The sequence below is a fragment of the uncultured Chloroflexus sp. genome, assembly GCF_937951745.1.
Lineage (GTDB): Bacteria > Chloroflexota > Chloroflexia > Chloroflexales > Chloroflexaceae > Chloroflexus.
This window is the reverse complement of the sequence record NZ_CALFBQ010000069.1, coordinates 1-19,940: the sequence shown is the minus strand read 5'-3', so window position 1 is coordinate 19,940 and position 19,940 is coordinate 1. Positions and strand designations below refer to the sequence as shown.

The following is a 19,940-nucleotide window of genomic DNA, read 5'->3' as shown; positions in this document are numbered from 1 at the left end:
ATACCAGAGACAGGAAGGGTGTTACTCAGGCAGCAGCGCGGGCTGACAGCGATTGGCGAGTGTGACGAGCGAGGCCGCGCAGGGCGGTTTCCAAATCAGCACCAAGCATATCAGCGACCGTCTTCTCAGGCACGAACGATGCCATCATCCCCAGCATCGGCGCAAGGTCAATGCCCATGACCACTTGAATATCAGTGCCGTTGACGGCTTGACTAATCACCCAGCGCGTTTCAACCGGCAGCGGCGTGCGCACCGTAAACACAATCTCGCGGTTGTCTTGCCACACTAGGTCACCTTCGCAGCGGATGGTGCCAAATAAGCCACCCATCGACATATAGGTGACGAGGCGAGCATGGCGAGCCACATCGTCACGATCTAGCAACTCGGTTTTTTGCACACGCGGCAAAATCTGGCTAACCAAACTAGGATCCGACAACGTTGTGAACACCTGCTCAGGCGTGACCCCCTCGATGTGGCAGCGCCGTCCTACTTTAATCATGGAATTCTCCTGTCTCTGGTATTGTCAATGCTTTGCACAGTTAGCATAGCATTGTTGCACAGATATGTCAATAGGTATAGACACCGAAATGTGAGGAATTGGCGATTTTTTCGAACGCAACCGGGCAAGGTAACAGTACAGGGTTGGGAGTGCGGCAGGTTACTGCCACACTCTGTACTATGAAGTTCACTAGTCGGTATGCACCGCCACCTCGGCGGTAGCATTCGTTGTGATCGGCTGGGGCAGCTTAAGCAACCGGTTGCGCAGCGTACCAAACAAGACTGCTAAGGCGCTGACCAACAACCCGGCGCCAATCAGGTACGGCGCACTCGGCCCAATTAGGTCGAACACCATGCCGGCCAGCAATGGCCCGAAGACCATAGTGAGGCTCGTGAAGGCCTGCACACCGCCAAGAGTTGTACCCTGTTCAGTTGCCAGCACCGATTGCGAAACAAGGCTGGTTAGCGACGGCGTAACCATACCGCTACCGAGGGCAACCAAACCAACTGCTGGAAAGAGCATCCATGCCGCCGTAGCCAATCCAGTAGCGATGAACCCAATCGTCATTAGCGTCAAGCCAGCGATAGCCAGCCGCGCCTCACCAAATTGCGGCACTAGCTTGCGGATCAGAAAGCCTTGCACAATCACCGCGATCAAACCGATAAAGGCAAAGACGAGCGCATTCTGTTGTGGACCAAACCCGAAGCGCACATCGCTGTAGACGGCGAAGTTGCTTTGCAAACCGGCAAAGGCGAGGTTCAGCAGCACGCTGCCGAGAATAAAGGGCTGGACGCGGGCATCGCCGGCGACCGCAACCAACCGACTGACAGGATTAAAGTTGCGCGACACCGTTCGGGCACGCTTCTCAGGCGGCAACGACTCGGGCAGGCGGAAGAAGCCGAAGGCGAAATTGGCGAAGCTGAGCGCAGCGGCGAAGAACATCGGCGCCTGCAAACTAACGTTAGACAGCAGACCGCCAATGGCCGGGCCAAGCATAAAGCCGAGGCCGAATGCCGCGCCGATCATACCCAAGCCGCGTGCGCGCTCGTTGGGCGGGGTAACATCGGCGATGTAAGCTTGCGCCGTGCTGATACTAGCGCCGGTGATACCGGCGGCAATGCGGGCAAGGAACAACAACCCTATCACAGTCTCTACGCCAAGGAAGGTCAAATGCTCGGCCAATGCAAAGACCAGATAGCTGAGACCAGCGCCAAACAGGCTGAAGAGCAGCACCGGGCGGCGGCCAAAGCGGTCGCTAAGCGCGCCGAGAATGGGCGCGAAGAGAAATTGCATCAGCGCGTATGAAGCAGTTAGCGCGCCAACAATTAGCGCGCGGTTATCAGCCAGCCACGGCCAGCTTGAACGTTCGACGATTTTGGCATATTCGGGCAGCAGCGGCAGCACAATGCCGATACCGAGCAAGTCAATGAAAATGGTCAAGAAGATGAAGAAGAGCGGTGAGCGGCGTTTCATGGATAGAACCCTCATAATATGGCAAGCAACTTGCAACCAGAAAGGTTTGCTGTACAAATTATATGGCCTTTCACAGTTTTTGTCAATACTTTGCACAGATTTTGTCCAAAGTCTGGACAAAGGGAGATGTGGTAGCATGGAAAGCCAAAGCACGGTATCATGCGAGCTGAGCGGCAGCAACCAACGCCTTCCGGCAGCAGGAGCAGTATGGCATTCAACGGCTTTACCACCGAACGGCTCACCGGTATCCCGCCGGAGTTTTTTACCGACGTACTGCCGGCGATCACGAAACCGAGCGAGATCAAAGTCACGCTCCACCTGTTTTACCGGCTGAGCCGCTTGCGGAGCCGCCCACGCCGGATCAGTTGGGATGACTTGCGCAGCGATGATCTCTTGCGGCGCTCGTTACAGGCGCTCAGCTCGCTCCGCTCGTTCGAGGAGTTGCTCGACGAGGGGTTGGCGGCGGCGGTGAGGCGCGGCACGGTGTTGCATCTGGTCGAGCCGCTCGATGGGCGCGTGCGTAGTTGGTATTTAATCAACACGCCAGCCAATCGTGCATGGGCCGAGCAAGTGGCCGCGAGTGGGATTGCGCCGCCGGCTGATGAGCTGAGCGAGCGGCCGGGCTTGATCGAGTTGTACGAACAAAATATCGGGCTAGTGACGCCATTGTTGCTGGAAGAATTGCGCGCTGCCAGCGCCCGCTACCCGGCCGAATGGCTCGAAGACGCTATTCGTGAGGCAGTGCGGGCCAACGCACGTTCGTGGCGTTACATTCAGCGCATGCTGGAGAGGTGGGCCGCCAATGGACGAGAATCTGCGCCGTATCAGACCGGACGACCTATCGATATTGAAAAATACACCAGCGGACAACTCGGATACCTCTTCCGCCGCGGAAGCGACGAGAGCGACCTCTGAGACGGTGTGCCCGATCTGTCGCGGGGCTGGTTATTATACCCTCGATGTGCCGTATGGCGATCCTAACTTCGGCGTGCTCATCACCTGCCGTTGCAAGCAGGCCGAGAAGGAGCGCCGCCGGTTTGAAGAGCTGGAGCGGCTCTCGAATCTAACCCCGTTGCGCGACAAAACCTTTGCAACGTTTGATCGCACCGTACCCGGCGTGCAGCGGGCCTTTACCCGCGCCTACGAATATGCGCAGAATCCGCAGGGCTGGCTGGTTTTGTTTGGCGGCTATGGCTGCGGCAAGACCCACCTCGCGGCGGCAATTGCCAACGAGGCGCTTGATCGCCATACACAGGTACTCTTTACCGTCGTACCCGACCTGCTCGATCATCTCCGTTCGACCTTCGGCCCCAACTCGGAAACGGCCTACGATGAACGTTTCGAGCTGGTGCGCGATGTGCCACTGTTGATCCTCGACGATCTGGGAACAGAAAACACAACGCCGTGGGCGCGGGAAAAACTTTACCAGATCATGAACCATCGGTATAATTATGCTCTACCGACGGTGATCACCAGCAATCGTGACCCGAAGGACATTGATCCGCGCATCCTCTCCCGAATGTTTGACGCGGCCATCTGCCGCGAGCGGATCTTGATCGAGGCTGGTGATTATCGTCGCCTGAGCCTTGAACAACGGTATCATCCGCGCCGGCGACGGAGTGACCATTCCCGTTCGCAACGGTAACGCTTGGCGCACGATCGAGGAGAACAGAAAGCATCGCACCATGACCCTACGCCATTTTCTTTCGGCAGCCGACCTCAGCCGTGCCGAAGCTGAAGCCCTGCTCGATCGGGCGGCGGCCCTCAAGGCAGCATGGCGCGCCGGCATTACCGATGATCGGCCCTTGTTAGGCCAGACGTTGGCGCTCGTCTTCGAGAAACCCTCGTTGCGCACGCGGGTGGCGTTTGAGGCAGGCATGACCCAGCTCGGTGGCCATCCTTCCTATCTCTCGGCCAACGATATCGATATGGGCGGGCGCGAGAGCGTGCCCGACGTCGCCCGTAACCTCAGCCGTTGGGTAGCAGTGATTGCGGCCCGGGTCTTCAAGCACGCCACGGTGGAAACCCTTGCCCGCTACGCAACCGTACCGGTGATTAACGCCCTTTCCGACCGTGAACACCCCTGCCAAGCGCTAGCCGATATGCTGACCCTCCGCGAGCGGTTTGGCCGCCTGCAAGGGCTGACGCTGGCCTACGTCGGCGACGGAAATAACGTCTGCCATTCGTTGATGTTATTAGGGGCGACGTTGGGGGTCAATGTGCGGGTGGGTTGCCCGCTCGATTACCGCCCGGCGCCTGATATCACCGAACTGGCCGAGCAGTTGGCCCGCGAGCACGACGCCACGTTGACCATTACCACCTCACCGGTAGAGGCGGTGAGCGGTGCTGATGCAGTGTATACTGATGTATGGGCCTCGATGGGCCAAGAGCACGAAGCGGCCCGCCGCCGGCCGGTCTTTACGCCGTATCAAGTGAATGCGGCATTAATGGCCCATGCCGCGCCGCATGCGCTGTCGATGCACTGTTTGCCGGCACACCGTGGTGAAGAGGTGACGGCTGAGGTGATCGAGGGGCCGCAATCAGTCGTGTTTGAGCAGGCGGAAAACCGTCTCCACGTGCAGAAGGCGCTGATCCTGCTGTTGTTGGGGAAGTAGCGCCGGTAGAAGTGGAAAGAGCGCTATGGCAGGCAACCGGGCAATCTTCGATCGGGCGATGGAACAGTGCCGTGAGGCATCGACGCAAGGGCGTTGGGAAGACGCGCTGCGCGCGGCGGTACGGGCATTGCAAGAGTTTCCGCAAGATGTGGAGGCGCGCACTGCCGCCGCAGTCGCTCTGTTCCAGACCAACCGGCTGGATAAGGCGCTCCAAGCCTTTGGCGATCTACACGAGGCCGATCCGAACAATGCGTTTTATATCAACTACATTGCCCAGTGTTACCGCCGGCAGGGTGAGACTGCGGCTGCTGTCGAGGCGTACAGCGTACTAGCCGATCTGCACAGCGCGCAGCGGCGCACGCTGCAAGCTGCTGAAGCGTTGCGCGAATTGCTCGCGTTGCAGCCAGAACTTGACGATCAACGTCGCCGGTTAGCCCAACTCTACGAAGATATTGGCGCCATGGCCGAAGCCGCCGAGACTCATCTCGAATTAGCGCAACGTCTCATTGCTCAGAACGATCCCGGCGCTGCGTTGCAAGAAGTTGAATGGGCGTTGCGCCTTGTGCCGAACCATCGTATCGCGCGTGAATTGGCGGCGCGCCTGCGCGAGCAACTCGGCGGGCAGACTGGGGCGCCGCCCATTCGTGGAACTAGTAGTTTGCGACCTTCTCATCCTACCGGGATGTTGCGCGGTTCGGCTACGCAACCCGAACAGTTCGTGGCCGAGGCGATCGCTTGCCAGCAAGCCGGCGATGAAGAACGGGCCGTTGCACTCTATGAGCAAGCACTGCAGGCCGGTCTCGAACGGGCCGATGTGCTCTATTCGCTTGGCTTGCTCTACCAAGCCCGCGGTGACCTAAAAGCGGCTGTAGGTGTGCTAACCCGTGCAGCCGGCGATCCAGAGTATGCCCTTTCAGCCCACTTTGCTTTGGGTCAGGTTTATCAAGCGCTCGGCCAGTTGCCGCAGGCAGCGCAGGAATTTGAAACCACTATTAGCCTTGTCGATCTAGAAACGATCGGGAAGGCTGAGGTTGATGACCTGATCGCGATGTACGAGAGTGCGGCCACTATTTACGAGCAGATTGGCGATTTGGCCCGCGCTTCAATCCTCTACGGCACCTTGGCCGACTTTTTGGTCAGCAAGCGATGGGGACGCGATCGGGCCGCTGAATTCAAAAACCGGGCCAAAGAACTGGCCGATCGCAATATGTTCGCTAAGCTGCGCACGATCGGCACTGGCGTCTTACAACCTCAGCCACCGCCACCCCCGCCTGAACCGCCGTTAATTGATGCTGAGAGCGAGCGGTGGGGGAAAATTCGGCCCATCACCGATTTCCTCCGGTCGGCGAAGAAGGCAGAGGATGAATCGGCGCCGCCGAGCGTTGTCGCAACCCCTGAACAGTTACCGATCATCGAGCGCCTGAGCGTGCCGGCAGCGCTGCCGAAACCGGAATTTCCACCGCCAACCCCCCTCGATCCAACCGGTCTTGATGAAGTCACGGCTGGATGGCTGGAACTCAGCGGCACCTACCTCGAACAGGGTTTGCTGGATGCCGCGCTCGACGCCTGTATGGAAGTGATCCATCACAATGTCGAGTACCTGCCGATCCATCTCCGCATGGGCGAAATCTACGAGCGGCAGGGCCGGCCTGAAGAGGCACTGGCGAAGTACCAGTTGTTAATCGAGACGTATCGGGTGCGAGGTGAGGCGGAAAAAGCGATTGATGTCTACTTCCGTTTTATCGAGTTGTCGCCCGATACAGTCAATGCGCGCTCGAAGCTGGCCGAATTGTTGAAACAGACTGGGCGCGTCGATGAGGCGGTGACCCAATTGTTGCAAGTTGCCAACACCTACTTCCGCCTTGGTCAAACCAATAAGGCGCTCGAGGAGTTTCGTCGCTTGCTGCAATGGGCGCCCAAACATCGCGAGGTGCATGCCCAATATGGCTTGGCTTTGCTCAAGCTCGAGCGGTTTGAAGCGGCGCTCGATGAGTTCCGGCAGGCGCTTGAGCTAGGTTCACCAGATGATCCGGTGACCTTGGCCCGGCTGAACATTACACTGGCCTTGATGGGCGAACAACCGGCCGTGATCTGGGATTCGTTGGCGACCGTGCTGGCCCAGTTGCGCCAGCGCCCGAGCGAATTTACCGCTGTGCAAGCCGAGTATCGCGCAGCTTTGTTGATCGTCGATCGGGCCTTGCTGCACTATATGCTGGCGATTATCCAGCAACAGCATGAGCAGCACCATCTAGCGCTGATGGAATTGGAACAAGCTCAGATTTTGCTGACGAGCGAGCCTGACCCAATCTTGCCGCTGGCGTTGGTCTATCGCGCGGCAGCCGATAGCTACATTGCTCTGGGCCAAGCCGAGGCGGCGCTTGATCAGTTACGGCGAGGGCAAGCTGTTGCCGCACAAACGACGCCTGAACCGTCGCTCCGCCATCCCTTTGCCATTCCGCCCTCACGCGGTGATCTTGTGCGCCGGATGGCTGAAGCCTACGCGATGAGCGAGGATTTGGCCGGCGCCGAACAAGCATTGCTCGAAGCCAAAAAGCTGTTGCCATATGATCGGGCGATCTATACCAAACTAGCTAACGTCTATTTCCGGCAAGGGAAATTGGCTGAAGCGTTGGCCCAGCTTGATGAACTCGCAACCTACTACGAAGAGCATCAACAGCTCGATCGAGCAATTGAAGCCCTTGAATCGGCGGTGCAACTTGCCCCGAACCATATCGGGATGAGCAGCCGGCTAGCTCGTATGCAATTGCGGCGCGGCTACCTCGACCAAGGCTTGGAAGGATTGGTGCGAGTCAGCGAGTTGCAAAAGCGCGCTGGCCAGTTGAAAGATGCGGTAACCTCGTTGCAGGAAGTGGCGCAGACCTATTGGATGCTGAATAATCACGAGCGTGCTCGCGAGATATACGATCGGATCGTGCAGATTGCGCCTAACGATATTGATGCGCGCCAATGGTTAGCCTTGATGCATACGTTGGCGCGCCGCACCAAAGAGGCGATTAAAGAGAAGAAGCAAATTGCCCGCATTTTTGCCCAACAGCGTGATTACGACAACGCGATCGCTGAATTGCACCAGATTATCGGCCTCGACCAGCAAGATCTGGATGCCTACTATATGCTGTATGAGATGCTCATGCGGCGTGAAGAGTACGGGCAGGCGGTCCAGCTTTGCCGGCGGATGCTTAAGATGCCGGGAGTCGAAACCGAACGGGTAGAAGCACTGTTGATCGCCGCCAATCGTATGCTTGAGCAACGGAAGCCGGCGCCGCCACAGAGTTGATGATGGTAGAGCTTGAGCGTCTCTGGGCGCGGCTGAATCCGCTCACCTCGCCCTTTACGCTAATCGACATCCTGATCGTTGCGGCCTTTTTCTATTGGCTGCTCGGCATTGTGCGCGGCACCCGTGCCGTGCAGTTGCTGCGCGGTGTCGGTATTTTGTTGGCGATTGCCTTCCTCATGCCGTCGATTGCGAGCGATCGCCTGACGTTGCTGAATTGGCTAGTGGTCAACGTGATTTCACCAGCCTTGATTGTGGCCATTCCCGTGCTCTTTCAGCCAGAATTGCGGCGCGCGCTCGAAAGTCTTGGCCGTTCGAGCGATCTGTTTGGCCGGCCATTTGGCGGCGCTAACCGCTCGGAATTGCTCGAAACGATTACGGTCATTAGCCGCGCCGCTGCCCAACTCTCACAGCAGGGGGTCGGGGCGTTGATGGTGATTGAGCGGCGTACCCAGTTGCAGGAGTTTGCTGATCGTGGGGTCATCCTCGATTCGCGGATTTCAGTGCCGCTGCTGCTAAATATTTTCTACCCCAATTCGCCCCTCCACGATATGGCGGTGATCATTCGCGGCAATCGCATTTTGGCTGCGAATGTGGTATTGCCGCTCAGTGAAGATATCTCCGGGCCGCGCCGCTATGGCACGCGCCATCGCGCCGCCAAAGGAATTACTGAACAATCTGACGCGCTAGCAGTGGTGGTCTCAGAAGAAACCGGCGCGATTTCTCTGGTCAGTGATGGCCGGTTGGTGAGCTATCTAACCGAAGCGCGACTGCGGACGATGCTGGCCGATCTGATGCAGGTGCCGCTAGAATCGGAAGCGAAGAGGGCGGCATGAACGGAGTGCGCTCGATTGTCTTACGGATGTTGTTGGCCATTGGCCTGAGTTTTGCCCTCTGGTCCTTTGTCTCGTTCAGCGAGAACCCAGAAGAGACAGCCCGATTTGAGGATCTCACGCTGCAAATTGTCGGTCTGGCCGATCATTTGATCATCGTTGACGCCAATGGTCTGCCCACAACAACCTTTCCCTCGATTGATGTCACTCTGCGCACCGACCGCCGCCAACGCTCGGAATTACGCCCAGTGGATATTCGGGTGGTGGCCGATCTGAGCGGCCTTGGCCCCGGTGATCATCTGGTGCCGATCAATGTCCAGCCGACGCGCAGCAATCTCTCGTTTAGCGTTCCTGCTGGCGGTGTGGAACCAACGGCGATTAGCGTGCGGCTGGAACCGGTTGAAACGGTGATGGCACCGATTAATCTGGAAATCTTTGGCTCGCCGCCCTTTAGTTTCGAACGGGGTACGCCAGAATTGCGCTACAATGGCGAACCCATTAGCATGGTGACGATCAGCGGCCCCCAGAGCCGGGTGCAGCGAGTCGTGGCAGTGCGCACGGTAGCGAATATCGCCCAATTGCGCGCTACGTATATCGCGCCTCTCAGTCTTACCCCGATTGATGCCAACAATCAACCGGTTGAGGGCGTGCAAGTGCGGCCAGCCTCGATTACTGTCATCATTCCGATCAATCCGGTGGTCGGTTTGCGCTTAGTTCCGGTATCGCCGATCGTGATTGGTTCCCCAGCGCCGGGTTTTGCTGTGACCGGGATTGAGGTGAAACCACCGCTGATTACGCTGACCGGCAGTTCTGGCCCGCTCGATGCCATTAGCTTGTTGCAAACCGAAGCTATTGATATTAGTGATGCCCGCGAGACGTTGGTGCGGATTGTACCGCTCATTATTCCGACTGGTACATCGCCGGCGCAGGGTGAGCCGGATGCAGTGCAGGTGACGATCAAGATTGATCCCATCCCGTTGCCGTTTCAGGCGCGGTTGCCGGTGGAAGTAATCTTTACCGGTTTGAATCGCGATTTGCAGGCTTCGGTGCGGCCCAATGTGGTTGAGATGACCTTTGCTGGCACGAGTGCGCAGCTCAGTGCGCTTGCTTCAGCGCCGCTGGTGGTGCAGCTCGACCTTAGTACCCTTGGCCCGGGTATCTATCAGTTTGCGGTACGCCCCGCCTTGCCGAGTGGAGTGAGCATTGTTGGCGACCCACCTGAAGTTACGGTGACAATTGTACCGGTTCCCACGCCGACCCCTACCCCTGAACCAGAACCGTCGCCGGAAGTTGAGCCGACGCCGACTCCGGATACAGGATAATGGGTAGCAAGTAACAGGATGCGATGATAGTGTGGCGTAGAAGCAACAATACGGGCGGGTCGCAAACCCGCCCGTACAGCTTGTTGGGGCAACATGCTCGCTACGGGTTAGCCCATTGGGTCGATAAGTGTCGGTGCGGCGCCGTTGCCATTGCCGTTCTCGTCGGGATCTTCGACCGAGAGGGCGGCAACGCGATCTCCAGCGGCGACGTTCACCACCGTAACGCCTTGGGTGGCCCGGCCCAAGCGCGAGATCTCGCTGGCGCTGGTGCGCATCACCATGCCACTGTTGGTGATGAAGGTCAGCAGCGAATGTTCACGCACTACAGCCGCTGCGGCCACCTCATCCTGCTCGTTGCGCAGTTTGATCGTGATTACACCGCCGGTCGCTCTCCCCTTGACCGGATACTCGCTCAGGGCAGTGCGCTTGCCGATGCCGCGAGCGGTGACGACTAGCAAATCGGATCCCTCCTCAGCCAAGTCCATACTCACCACCCGGTCGCCCTCAGCGAGATTGATGCCGATCACGCCGGTTGCCGGGCGGCCCATCGGGCGCACCTCGCTCTGCTCGAAACGCAACGTTTGACCACGCGCCGTAGTAAGCAAAATGTCTTCGTGGCCGTTGCTAACCCGCACCCAGCCAAGCACATCGCCCTCTTCCAACCCGATTGCGATCAGGCCGTTCGAGCGCACTTGGCTATACTCGCGCAGTTGGGTGCGCTTGATCTTACCGCGCACCGTCGCCATCACCAGATACTCGGCATCGAACTCGCGCACAGCTAGCATCGAAGTCACCTGTTCACCCGGTTCGAGCGACACAAGGTTAACCAGTGGCAGGCCTTTGGCTGTACGCGAGCTGTCGGGCACTTCGTGGGCCTTGAGTTGGTAGACCTTGCCGCGGTCGGTGAAGAAGAGCAGATTATCGAGCGAATTGCAGGTCAATAAGTGGCGGACGATATCCTGCTCACGGGTGAGCATACCCTTGATGCCGCGCCCACCGCGACGCTGGGTGCGGTAAGCGTCGGGCAATTGGCGCTTGATGTAGCCGCGGTCGGTGAGGGTAATCATCACCCGCACATCGGGAATCAGATCCTCGTCGCTAACCTCGCCGGTGACATCGGGAATGATGCGGGTGCGGCGCGGATCACCGTACTTCTCTTTCAGACGGGCAAGGTCTTCTTGGATCAGATGCAGTACCTTGCGCGGATTGGCCAAAATATCTTCGAGTTCGGCGATCAGCTTGATCACCTCGCGGTACTCGTCCTCGATCTTCTTGCGCTCGAGTGCAGCCAGCCGGCGCAGTTGCAGATCGAGAATCGCCTGCGCCTGCCGCTCAGTGAGCGAGAAGTTGCGGATCAAGTTGTTGCGCGCACTCTCGGCGGTGCGCGAGTCGCGGATGGTCTGGATTACCGCATCGAGGTTATCGAGTGCGATTTTCAAGCCTTCGAGGATATGGGCGCGTTCGCGCGCACGAGCCAGATCAAACTCAGTGCGGCGACGGATGACCTCTTGGCGGTGGTTGATATACTCTTGCAGTAGTCGCTTGAGGGTCAAGACGCGCGGTTGGCGGCCATGCTCGACCAGCGCCAGCATATTGATGCCGAAGGTGGTCTGCATCTGGGTATGCTTATAGAGCGCATTAAGCACCTTCTTGGGCTGTGCGTCTTGCTTGAGTAAGATCACCAGCCGCATGCCGTTGCGATCACTCTCGTCGCGCACATCACGGATGCCCTCGATCTTGCGGTCTTTAACCAACTCGGCGATGCGTTCTTGCAGGCGGGCCTTGTTCACCTGATACGGCAGCTCGGTGACGACGATCATAAACGCGCCGCGGCCCGCCTCTTCGATGTGGGTCTTGGCCCGCAAAGTGATCTGGCCGCGACCGGTGCTGTAGGCAGCCAAGATGCCTTCGGTGCCCAAAATCAACCCAGCGGTGGGAAAATCGGGGCCGGGAATGATCTGCATCAACTCTTCGACCGTCGCTTCCGGGTTGTCGATCAGATAGCCGATCGCGTCGCACAGCTCACCGAGATTGTGGGGCGGGATGTTGGTGGCCATGCCGACCGCGATGCCGGAAGCGCCGTTGAGCAGCAGGTTGGGCAAGATGGCGGGCAGCACGACCGGCTCGCGGTAGCTGCCGTCGAAATTGTCGCGGAAATCGACCGTATCTTTCTCAATTTCGCTGAGCAACTCTTCGGCAATAGGGGCGAGACGGGCTTCGGTGTAACGCATCGCCGCCGGCGGATCGCCGTCAATTGAGCCGAAGTTGCCTTGGCCGTCGATGAGCGGGTAGCGCATGCTCCACGGCTGCGCCATACGGGCTAGCGCATCGTAGACCGCGCTGTCGCCGTGCGGATGCATTTTACCGAGCACGTCGCCAACAATACGGGCACTCTTCTTATAGGGTTGGTTGCTGCGGAAGCCCATATCCCACATCCCATACAGGATGCGCCGCTGCACCGGTTTGAGACCGTCGCGCGCGTCAGGTAAGGCACGCGAAACGATCACGCTCATCGCGTAACTGAGGTAGGCCGTCCGCATCTCGTTGGTGATGTTGACAGGCCGGACGATGCCGATTTCCATTGGTTGCTCCGTTAGTCGGTTTTAGCGCATTATGATGCGATGTTTGCCATCTAGTATTATACCCGATCCGAGGTGTTTTGTCGAATGTTTCCGAAAATATGTTCTACCCGTAACGAATGTGCTACAATTCAGACAGTGCATACTATCGAAAGGAGCAACGATGAACGCTGATGCACGTCCGCTCAATCGGTTGGCTCACGAGGCTAGCCCGTATTTACAACAACACGCCGATAACCCAGTCGATTGGTATCCGTGGGGCGAAGAGGCGCTCGAACGCGCCCGGCGTGAGGATAAGCCGCTGCTGGTGAGCATTGGTTATGCCGCGTGCCACTGGTGCCACGTGATGGCCCACGAGAGCTTTGCCGATCCAGAGGTGGCGGCGATCCAGAACGAACATTTCATCAATATCAAGGTCGATCGCGAAGAGCGACCCGACCTCGATAGCATCTATATGGCGGCGGCGCAGGCTTTGACCGGCAGAGGCGGCTGGCCGCTCAATGTTTTCTGTTTGCCCGACGGCACGCCGTTTTATGCCGGCACTTACTTCCCACCCGACACCAAAGCGGCCCGTTACCGCATGCCGAGTTGGCGGCAGGTATTGCTCTCGATTGCCGAGGCGTACCGCACCCGCCGCGCCGACGTCACCGCTTCCGCTCACGAGTTGCTTGATCATATCAAGCGGCTGGCCCAGCCCTTGCCCGAAACTGCTTCAGTAGACGGGGCGCTCGTAATGGCGGCCGCCGAGAAGATTGGGCGCGAGTTTGATCCGCAGTACGGCGGGTTTGGCGATGCGCCAAAGTTCCCGCAGCCGCTGGTGCTGGAGTTTTTGCTGCGCGCCCATCTGCGCGGCGATGTGCAGGCTTTGCCGATGCTCCACCAGACTCTCGAACAGATGGCGCGCGGCGGGATGTATGATCAGGTCGGGGGCGGCTTCCACCGCTATAGCGTTGATGCGCGCTGGCTGGTGCCCCATTTCGAGAAGATGCTCTACGACAACGCGCTACTGGCCGAAGTCTACCATCTGGCGGCGCTGGTCACCGGCGATCCCTTTTTGGCCCGTATCGCCGATGAGACCTTCGCCTACATGCTGCGCGATCTGCGCCACCCTGACGGCGCATTCTTCAGCAGTGAAGACGCCGATAGCTTGCCGGTGCCCGGCGCGGCCCACGCCGAAGAGGGCGCATTTTACGTCTGGACGCCGGATGAGTTGCGGTTGGCGCTCGGCGATGATGCGACGCTGGTCAGCGCGTATTATGGGGTGACGCGGCAGGGCAATTTTGAGGGTAAGTCGATTTTGTACGTGCCACGCCCGCCAGCGGCGGTGGCGGCGATGCTCGGTGTGCCGGTCGAGCGGATCGAGGCGACCGTGGCGCGCGCCCGCCCCATCCTGCGCGCCTTCCGCGAACAACGCCCCCGCCCCTTCCGCGATGAGAAGATCATTACGGCGTGGAATGCCATGGCGATCCGGGCGTTGGCGACGGCCAGCGCGCGGGTGCCAGAGTACTTGCCCGCTGCGCAGCAGTGCGCCGACTTTGTGCTGACCAATCTGCGTCGAGCTGATGGCCGGCTGTTGCGCAGTTGGAAAGACGGCCGGCCCGGCCCGGCCGGTTTTCTCGATGATTACGCGCTGCTGTGCGATGCGCTGATCGAACTGCACGCCGCAAGCGGCGAGCCGAACTATCTGGCGACGGCGGTCGAGCTGGCCAACGCCATGCTCGATTTGTTCTGGGATGCGCCAGCGTGGATGTTCTTCGATACCGGCAGCGACCAACCGGCTTTGGTGACGCGCCCGCGTGATCTGAGCGACAACGCTGTCCCGTCGGGGTCGGCGGCGGCGGCGATGGCCTTGCTACGGCTATACGCCATCACCGGGCGCGAAATCTACGCCACGCGGGCCGAACAGGTCTTGCAACAAGTTGCACCAATGCTGAGCCGCTTCCCGCTCGGTTTTGGCCGCATGTTGTGCGCCGCCGATCTAGCGATCGGCCCGATCCGCGAACTGGCGATTATCGGACCACCTGATCATCCGGCCACGCAGGCATTGGTAGCCGAGGCACGAGCGGCGTATCGGCCTCGGCTGGTCATCGCTCGCGCCGAACCCGGTGATCCCGTTGCCGCGCTAAGCCCTTTGTTTGCCGATCGCGGTATGGTTGATGGCCAACCTACTGCCTACTTGTGTGAGCAGTTCACCTGCTTGTTGCCCGTCACCACGCCAGAAGCGTTGCGTGCCCAGTTGAATGGGTAACATGTGAAGGCGCAGGGGGGCAAAGGCGCGAAGGGATGAACAAACGCCAAGGGATGGACAAACGCAAAGGGATGTTTGGGGATGGAGTGGGAAGGGGTGTGGGATGCCTTTTGGAGGTGTTAGTACAGATAAGCAATTGTTGCGACTTTGCATGTAGAATACCTTTGTGCCTTTGCGTACAAACCCTTCGCGCTTTTGCATGGAGCATCTACCACCGATGCATATCCTCCACGTCGTTCAGCTCTATTGGCCGGCGCCAAGCGGCGCGGCGCGCTATTTTCAAGAGATCGGCGCGCGGTTGGTCGCCGAAGGCCACCGGGTGACGGTGCTCGCCACCGATGCCTTCGATCTAGAACACCTCTGGCTGGCCGGCAAACGGCGGATCGCCGAACCAACCGGCGCTCACGATGGCGTGCAGATCCGGCGTTTGGCGGTGCGGCGCTTGCCCGGCCCGGCCCTGCTCTACCCGATCATTCGCCGGCTGATGGTCGAACTGGGCCGGCTGGGCCAGCCGAGTGTGCCGCTCTTGCGCCGGCTGGCGACGCTCACCCCGCAGTTGCCCGATCTCGTTGCTACGCTGGCTGATCCGGCATTGGCCGATGTAGCGGTGGTGCATACCACCAACATCACCCTCGACTTTGCCCTGCTGCCGGTGGCGCGGTGGGTGCAGCAGCGCGGCATTCCCCATCTCTGCACGCCGTTCGTGCACGTAGGCGAGCCGGGCAGCGAGCAAGTGGTGCGTTACTATGCTATGCCGCACCAAATCGACCTGTTACGGCAGGCGACGTGGGTGGCGACGATGACCGATCTCGAACGAGCTTATCTCATCCGGCGTGGCGTACCTGCCGAGCGGATCGTCACCGTTGGCGCGGGGGTGACTCCCGCTGAAGTGACTGGCGGTGATGGTCAGCGGTTTCGCGCTGCGCACCAGATTACCGGGCCGGTCGTACTGAGTTTGGGGGTAGCGGCATTCGATAAGGGGGCGGTGCATACGCTAGCGGCGATGCGGCAGTTGTGGCAACAGGGCAGTGACGCGGTGTGGGTGCAGTGTGGGCCGGCCTTTGGCGGCTTTCAGGCGGCGGTTGATGCACTCACCCCAGCGGAACGGGCACACGTGCGGGTGCTTGGCTATGTCGATAACGCCACCCGCCGCGACGCGCTCGCCGCCGCCGATGTGTATGTGCAACCCTCGCGTACCGACAGCTTCGGCATCACCTACCTCGAAGCGTGGTGCAACGGCGTGCCGGTGATCGGCGCGCGGGCCGGCGGTGTGCCGGCAGTCATCCGGCATGGGGTTGATGGTTTACTGGTGCCGTTTGGTGATGTGCCTGCAATTGCCGCTGCCATTAACCGGCTCGTGCGTGACCGAGCATTGGCACGGGCGATGGGAGCCGCCGGGCAGGCACGGGTCTGGCGCGAACTGACATGGGATGCGGTCTACCGGCGGATCCGCCCGTTGTATGGTGAGAGAGGTTAGGTGAACGAAGGAATAGCTGGAAAAACTATCTTGATAAAATACATCATTCGTGAAATGCCGGTATCACCCATCCAAGCCATCCTGTTACTTGCCCTCGGTTCGATCCTCGTCCACATCTCAAACTACTCATACGAGCCAAGCCTTAGTTCACGCAAGGCAGCAGGAAAAGACGAGATTCTAAGTAGTGATGTGGTTGGTATGATCACGAATAAATTGCACATCATGTCCGAAGACATTCTTCAGTATCGAAGTGAAATCCAGCGGTTTCATCATCAACCAAAAGCAACGATGATCAACGACTCATCATTGTTCTTGCAGAACTATGTACCACCTGAGACGATAGATATCGTTGTCACACCGCCTCCGTACCTCAATAATTGTCACTAGTTCGGAATACACGACCGCATTTGTTTTGGCTCGATTTTATTGCCACACCGGCCGAACTGCGTTCCTTAGAAGACGCCAATTTTGGCAAGTATTGGCAGACAGTTCGTGATACAAACCCTGTCGAATTGGCATTCTCCCTGCCTGAACTTGAAGAGCTTATTGATGCCATTGCTCGGCAAAAAGGTGTCTATGGTGATTAGGGGTGGGCAAACTATGCAGCTTCCTACTTTAATAATTGTTATCACTTATGCAACACCTTCACGCTGTCCTCAAACCCAGCGCTGTTGCAGTCGTTGTCCTCGGTAATTCTATTCTTCAAGGCATTGTTATTCCGACCGATCACTTATTCGGCTTGATTGCCGAACAGTGTGGCCTGCACGTCGTCACCATCTCGATCCTGCGAGAAAAGCGTGTCGGGAATAGCATTATCAATTCGTCAGTTCGTCATGGCAAGACAACGAAAGCAGCGCTGTACGAAGCCACGCTTCTCTCCTTTATGATTTGATGCCAAAAGATACAGAGATATTAACCAATTTCCTGTCTTGGTAGGTTCGTTTAATCTTAATCAATAACGTGCAAGTACGAACTTATTTTATGCCACCAAGCCATCAAATCTTCTTTTTCTCCCCACGCCTTTGCGTTCGATTTCCTTCGCGCTTTCGCGTTTATTCATCCTCACTCTGCATCAAACGCACATAGCTGTCGTACCGCGCCGCCGTAATCTCGCCGCGCTCGACCGCCGCGCGCACGGCGCAATGCGGTTCGTGCCGGTGCGTGCAACCGGCAAAGTAGCAATCACCCAAAAATGGGCGGAACTCGCGGAAGCACCACGCTAAACCTTCCGCCGGCACGTTCCACAAACCGATCTCGCGAATGCCCGGCGTATCGGCGACGTAGCCGCCCCCCGGCATATCAAGTGGTATCAGTTCGGCAACGGTGGTGGTGTGACGACCTTTTGTCAACCGTTCGCTCACCTCGCCAGTACGCAGGTTGAGGCCGGGTTTGATCGCGTTGAGCAGGCTACTCTTGCCAACGCCTGACTTGCCGGTGACAACGCTGATCTTGCCGATCAGCCGCTCGCGCAGATCGGCGATGCCTTCGCCGCTGATGATGCTGGTGTAGACGACGGGATAGCCGATCTGTTCGTAGGGTTTGAACATAGCTGCCGCCGTATCTCGCCCGACCAGATCGATCTTAGTGGCGACGATGATGACCGGTAATTCGCTGTGTTCGCAGATCACCAGATAGCGATCGAGCATGCGCGGCGTGAATTCGGGTTTGGCGCAAGCGAAGACCAGCAAGACCTGATCGACGTTGGCGACGATGACATCTTCCTTGTATGCGCCGCGCGGCCCGGCGGCCCGACGCGCCAGCCGGCTCCGCCGCGGCAAGACTGCCTCGATCGCGCCTTGGCCATTGCCGACCGGTGTCACCTCGACTTGATCGCCGATCACAACCAGATCGGTCGCTTGACGCTCTTTCTTGAGCCGCCCGCGCAGCCGACATTCGAGGATGCCCTGCTCGGTCTTGACCCAGAAGAAGCCGCTTTGTGCCCGCAAGACGGTGCCGGTCAGTCGGTTGGTGGCGGTGGCCGACGCTGGTTCGATCAGTTCTGCTGCTTTACGACTCATCGATGCGCACCTCCAGCCGGTTCACACCCAGTAGATCAAAGGCCATACTCACAATCCGTTCGATCAACGACGCTGGCGGCAGTTCGTCTGGCGTCGCTGCGGCCAGTGTTGCGGATGCTTGTTGTTGCCGCCCGCGCTTGGGCGGATGGTATGATAACGAGCCATCACGCTCTAGAATAATCACGGCAGTTCCCTCCACCTCTGACTGTTGGTTACGATCGGCGGCGGTAACGATGGCGTTGTAATCCGTCATCTCAAACTTCCTTTCACGCGTGCTGCGAGAACCCGCTCCGTCGAACGCCCACTAGGTGGAGGGAACAAAAGAGGCTGTGGTTTGCCGGTTGCGCCACAGCCTCAAAACAATGGCGGGCTGTAGGCTCTTGTTAGCTTCCCACAGCCCGCCGGTAGACAGGTGTTTGCCTGTTTAGCCTGCGCTGTGTGAAGCCCCTCCTACGTCAGCGGAGTCGCTCGACACCATCACGACCGTTGTAAGTGTGAGTATGCCAGTGATGTGTGTCATGGTTGCCTCCTCTGACCGGAATACATAATACCCTTGCTCGTGCAGCATAGCATGCCGGCAAGCGTCTGTCAATGCAGGTTGGATTAGCCGTTAGACCGAACTTTGGCAAGGGTAAGAATGGAACACGGAGGAAAAAATCGGGTCGACCCCTCTTGCTTGATTCGTGAGAATCCGCGTCCTATGAACCCAAATCAGATACGGATGTGAACAGATGACCCGCCCATCACGATCTGCTGCAAGGTGGCACTAGCGACGTTGCGCCCGCAGATCAGCACGACGATCTGCCGCCCACGCAGATCGCCGATTTGCCCTTCCAAGAGAGCGGCTAGCGGCACGGCGGCGCTACCCTCGGCGATCAGGTGGTGTTCGTCGAGCAGCCAGCGCATCGCTCGCGCAATCGCGGCTTCCTCAACCAGCACCATCTCGTCGAGGGTCTGCTGCAAGATCGGCAGCGTGATGGTAGCGGGATCGATACCGCCGGCCAGCCCATCGGCCAAGGTCGGTTCGTCGGGCATGGGAACAACTTTGCCAGTGTGCAAGGCTGCCGCCATTGCCGCCGATGCTGCCGCTTGCACGCCGATCACCCTAATGCGTGGGTCGAGCGATTTGGCCCAAATACCCACGCCGCTAGCCAGCCCGCCGCCGCCAACCGCAACGATCACTGTATCGGCTGTGGGTAACTCCTCCCACACTTCAACCGCCAGCGTGCCTTGGCCGGCGATCACGGCTGGATCGTTGTAGGGCGAGACGAATTGCCAGCCGTTGGTGGCGACTAGCCGCAATGCCTCGGCTTCGGCGGCGGCGTAGTCATCACCATACAAGATCAACTCAACCGGATACCGGCGCAGCGCAGCGATTTTGGCTGGCGAGGCAGTAGCAGGCACGACCAACGTGACGGCATGGCCGGTCATCGCGGCGGCATGGGCGACGCCGAGGGCATGGTTGCCTGCCGAACAGGCCACGATATGCGCGCTCGGCGGCAGTTGGCGCAGCGCATTAGCCGCGCCGCGCAGCTTGAAACTGCCGGTGACCTGCGCTAATTCTAGCTTGAGCCAGACCTCAGC

At 58.9% G+C, this 19,940-nt stretch carries 17 protein-coding genes; 11 read left to right on the top strand and 6 right to left on the bottom strand.

What is annotated here, in order from left to right; translation table 11 throughout:
* Positions 1-25 precede the first annotated feature (25 nt).
* Together Q1A59_RS15380 and Q1A59_RS15375 are read right to left on the bottom strand one after the other, a co-directional pair.
* A complete protein-coding gene (locus Q1A59_RS15380) occupies positions 26-499 on the bottom strand; it encodes an SRPBCC family protein (RefSeq protein ID WP_298402526.1) in 474 nt (157 codons plus the stop codon).
* 189 nt (positions 500-688) lie between these two features.
* Positions 689-1,972 carry an MFS transporter gene (locus Q1A59_RS15375; RefSeq protein WP_298402524.1) on the bottom strand — a complete coding sequence of 428 codons (1,284 nt, stop codon included), beginning with the start codon at positions 1,970-1,972 and terminating at the stop codon, positions 689-691.
* A 207-nt stretch (positions 1,973-2,179) separates the two neighbouring features.
* Here Q1A59_RS15375 and Q1A59_RS15370 point away from each other — a divergent pair, with 207 nt between their 5' ends.
* Genes Q1A59_RS15370 through Q1A59_RS15345 form a run of 6 tightly spaced genes read left to right on the top strand, consistent with a single transcriptional unit; the run spans position 2,180 to position 10,034 of the window.
* Positions 2,180-2,887, top strand: coding sequence for a DnaD domain-containing protein (locus Q1A59_RS15370; protein ID WP_298402522.1), 708 nt, complete (start codon positions 2,180-2,182; stop codon positions 2,885-2,887).
* Between the two features lie 46 nt (positions 2,888-2,933).
* Positions 2,934-3,617, top strand: a complete 684-nt coding sequence (locus Q1A59_RS15365; protein ID WP_366144847.1) for an ATP-binding protein — start codon at positions 2,934-2,936, stop codon at positions 3,615-3,617.
* A gap of 40 nt (positions 3,618-3,657) precedes the next feature.
* A complete protein-coding gene (gene argF / locus Q1A59_RS15360) occupies positions 3,658-4,587 on the top strand; it encodes an ornithine carbamoyltransferase (protein ID WP_298402519.1) in 930 nt (309 codons plus the stop codon).
* Positions 4,588-4,612: 25 nt separating this feature from the next.
* Complete coding sequence (locus Q1A59_RS15355) at positions 4,613-7,882, top strand: tetratricopeptide repeat protein (RefSeq protein WP_298402517.1); 3,270 nt, start codon at positions 4,613-4,615, stop codon at positions 7,880-7,882.
* The gene (cdaA, locus tag Q1A59_RS15350) at positions 7,882-8,715 is read left to right on the top strand and encodes a diadenylate cyclase CdaA (protein ID WP_298402515.1); all 834 of its coding nucleotides are present in this window, start codon (positions 7,882-7,884) and stop codon (positions 8,713-8,715) included. Before Q1A59_RS15355 ends, cdaA begins: the two co-directional genes overlap by 1 nt.
* Positions 8,712-10,034 carry a YbbR-like domain-containing protein gene (locus tag Q1A59_RS15345; protein ID WP_298402513.1) on the top strand — a complete coding sequence of 441 codons (1,323 nt, stop codon included), beginning with the start codon at positions 8,712-8,714 and terminating at the stop codon, positions 10,032-10,034. The genes cdaA and Q1A59_RS15345 overlap by 4 nt, the downstream gene beginning before the upstream one ends.
* A 107-nt stretch (positions 10,035-10,141) precedes the next feature.
* Here Q1A59_RS15345 and gyrA read toward each other — a convergent pair whose 3' ends face one another.
* Positions 10,142-12,616 carry a DNA gyrase subunit A gene (gene gyrA / locus Q1A59_RS15340; RefSeq protein ID WP_298402511.1) on the bottom strand — a complete coding sequence of 825 codons (2,475 nt, stop codon included), beginning with the start codon at positions 12,614-12,616 and terminating at the stop codon, positions 10,142-10,144.
* Between the two features lie 160 nt (positions 12,617-12,776).
* On the opposite strand from gyrA, the gene Q1A59_RS15335 reads away from it, so the two are divergent.
* From Q1A59_RS15335 to Q1A59_RS15315, 5 genes are all read left to right on the top strand, one after another.
* Positions 12,777-14,861: a thioredoxin domain-containing protein gene (locus Q1A59_RS15335; RefSeq protein ID WP_298402509.1), complete on the top strand. Its 2,085-nt coding sequence runs from the start codon at positions 12,777-12,779 to the stop codon at positions 14,859-14,861.
* Between the two features lie 217 nt (positions 14,862-15,078).
* Positions 15,079-16,338 (top strand): glycosyltransferase family 4 protein, encoded by a 1,260-nt coding sequence (locus Q1A59_RS15330; protein WP_298402508.1) that lies wholly within the window; start codon positions 15,079-15,081, stop codon positions 16,336-16,338.
* Positions 16,339-16,725 (top strand): hypothetical protein, encoded by a 387-nt coding sequence (locus tag Q1A59_RS15325; protein WP_298402507.1) that lies wholly within the window; start codon positions 16,339-16,341, stop codon positions 16,723-16,725.
* A gap of 20 nt (positions 16,726-16,745) precedes the next feature.
* Positions 16,746-16,925, top strand: a complete 180-nt coding sequence (locus Q1A59_RS15320; RefSeq protein WP_298402505.1) for a hypothetical protein — start codon at positions 16,746-16,748, stop codon at positions 16,923-16,925.
* 47 nt (positions 16,926-16,972) lie between these two features.
* The gene (locus Q1A59_RS15315) at positions 16,973-17,230 is read left to right on the top strand and encodes a hypothetical protein (protein ID WP_298402503.1); all 258 of its coding nucleotides are present in this window, start codon (positions 16,973-16,975) and stop codon (positions 17,228-17,230) included.
* A gap of 160 nt (positions 17,231-17,390) precedes the next feature.
* On the opposite strand, the gene rsgA is transcribed toward Q1A59_RS15315, so the two are convergent.
* The 3 genes from rsgA to Q1A59_RS15300 form a co-directional block, all read right to left on the bottom strand.
* Positions 17,391-18,356, bottom strand: a complete 966-nt coding sequence (gene rsgA / locus Q1A59_RS15310) for a ribosome small subunit-dependent GTPase A (protein WP_298490240.1) — start codon at positions 18,354-18,356, stop codon at positions 17,391-17,393.
* Positions 18,346-18,609 (bottom strand): hypothetical protein, encoded by a 264-nt coding sequence (locus Q1A59_RS15305; RefSeq protein ID WP_298402499.1) that lies wholly within the window; start codon positions 18,607-18,609, stop codon positions 18,346-18,348. The genes rsgA and Q1A59_RS15305 overlap by 11 nt, the downstream gene beginning before the upstream one ends.
* A 458-nt stretch (positions 18,610-19,067) precedes the next feature.
* The coding region (locus Q1A59_RS15300) for a threonine/serine dehydratase (RefSeq protein ID WP_299645206.1) at positions 19,068-19,940 on the bottom strand (873 nt) is incomplete at its 5' end.

Coding starts and splice junctions, on each gene's coding strand:
- Q1A59_RS15380 (WP_298402526.1), bottom strand. CDS start 499: ATGATTAAAGTAGGACGGCGCTGCCACATCGAGGGGGTCACGCCTGAG.
- Q1A59_RS15315 (WP_298402503.1), top strand. CDS start 16,973: ATGCAACACCTTCACGCTGTCCTCAAACCCAGCGCTGTTGCAGTCGTT.
- Q1A59_RS15305 (WP_298402499.1), bottom strand. CDS start 18,609: ATGACGGATTACAACGCCATCGTTACCGCCGCCGATCGTAACCAACAG.
- gyrA (WP_298402511.1), bottom strand. CDS start 12,616: ATGGAAATCGGCATCGTCCGGCCTGTCAACATCACCAACGAGATGCGG.
- rsgA (WP_298490240.1), bottom strand. CDS start 18,356: ATGAGTCGTAAAGCAGCAGAACTGATCGAACCAGCGTCGGCCACCGCC.
- Q1A59_RS15345 (WP_298402513.1), top strand. CDS start 8,712: ATGAACGGAGTGCGCTCGATTGTCTTACGGATGTTGTTGGCCATTGGC.
- cdaA (WP_298402515.1), top strand. CDS start 7,882: ATGATGGTAGAGCTTGAGCGTCTCTGGGCGCGGCTGAATCCGCTCACC.
- Q1A59_RS15375 (WP_298402524.1), bottom strand. CDS start 1,972: ATGAAACGCCGCTCACCGCTCTTCTTCATCTTCTTGACCATTTTCATT.
- Q1A59_RS15330 (WP_298402508.1), top strand. CDS start 15,079: ATGCATATCCTCCACGTCGTTCAGCTCTATTGGCCGGCGCCAAGCGGC.
- Q1A59_RS15370 (WP_298402522.1), top strand. CDS start 2,180: ATGGCATTCAACGGCTTTACCACCGAACGGCTCACCGGTATCCCGCCG.
- Q1A59_RS15355 (WP_298402517.1), top strand. CDS start 4,613: ATGGCAGGCAACCGGGCAATCTTCGATCGGGCGATGGAACAGTGCCGT.
- Q1A59_RS15335 (WP_298402509.1), top strand. CDS start 12,777: ATGAACGCTGATGCACGTCCGCTCAATCGGTTGGCTCACGAGGCTAGC.
- argF (WP_298402519.1), top strand. CDS start 3,658: ATGACCCTACGCCATTTTCTTTCGGCAGCCGACCTCAGCCGTGCCGAA.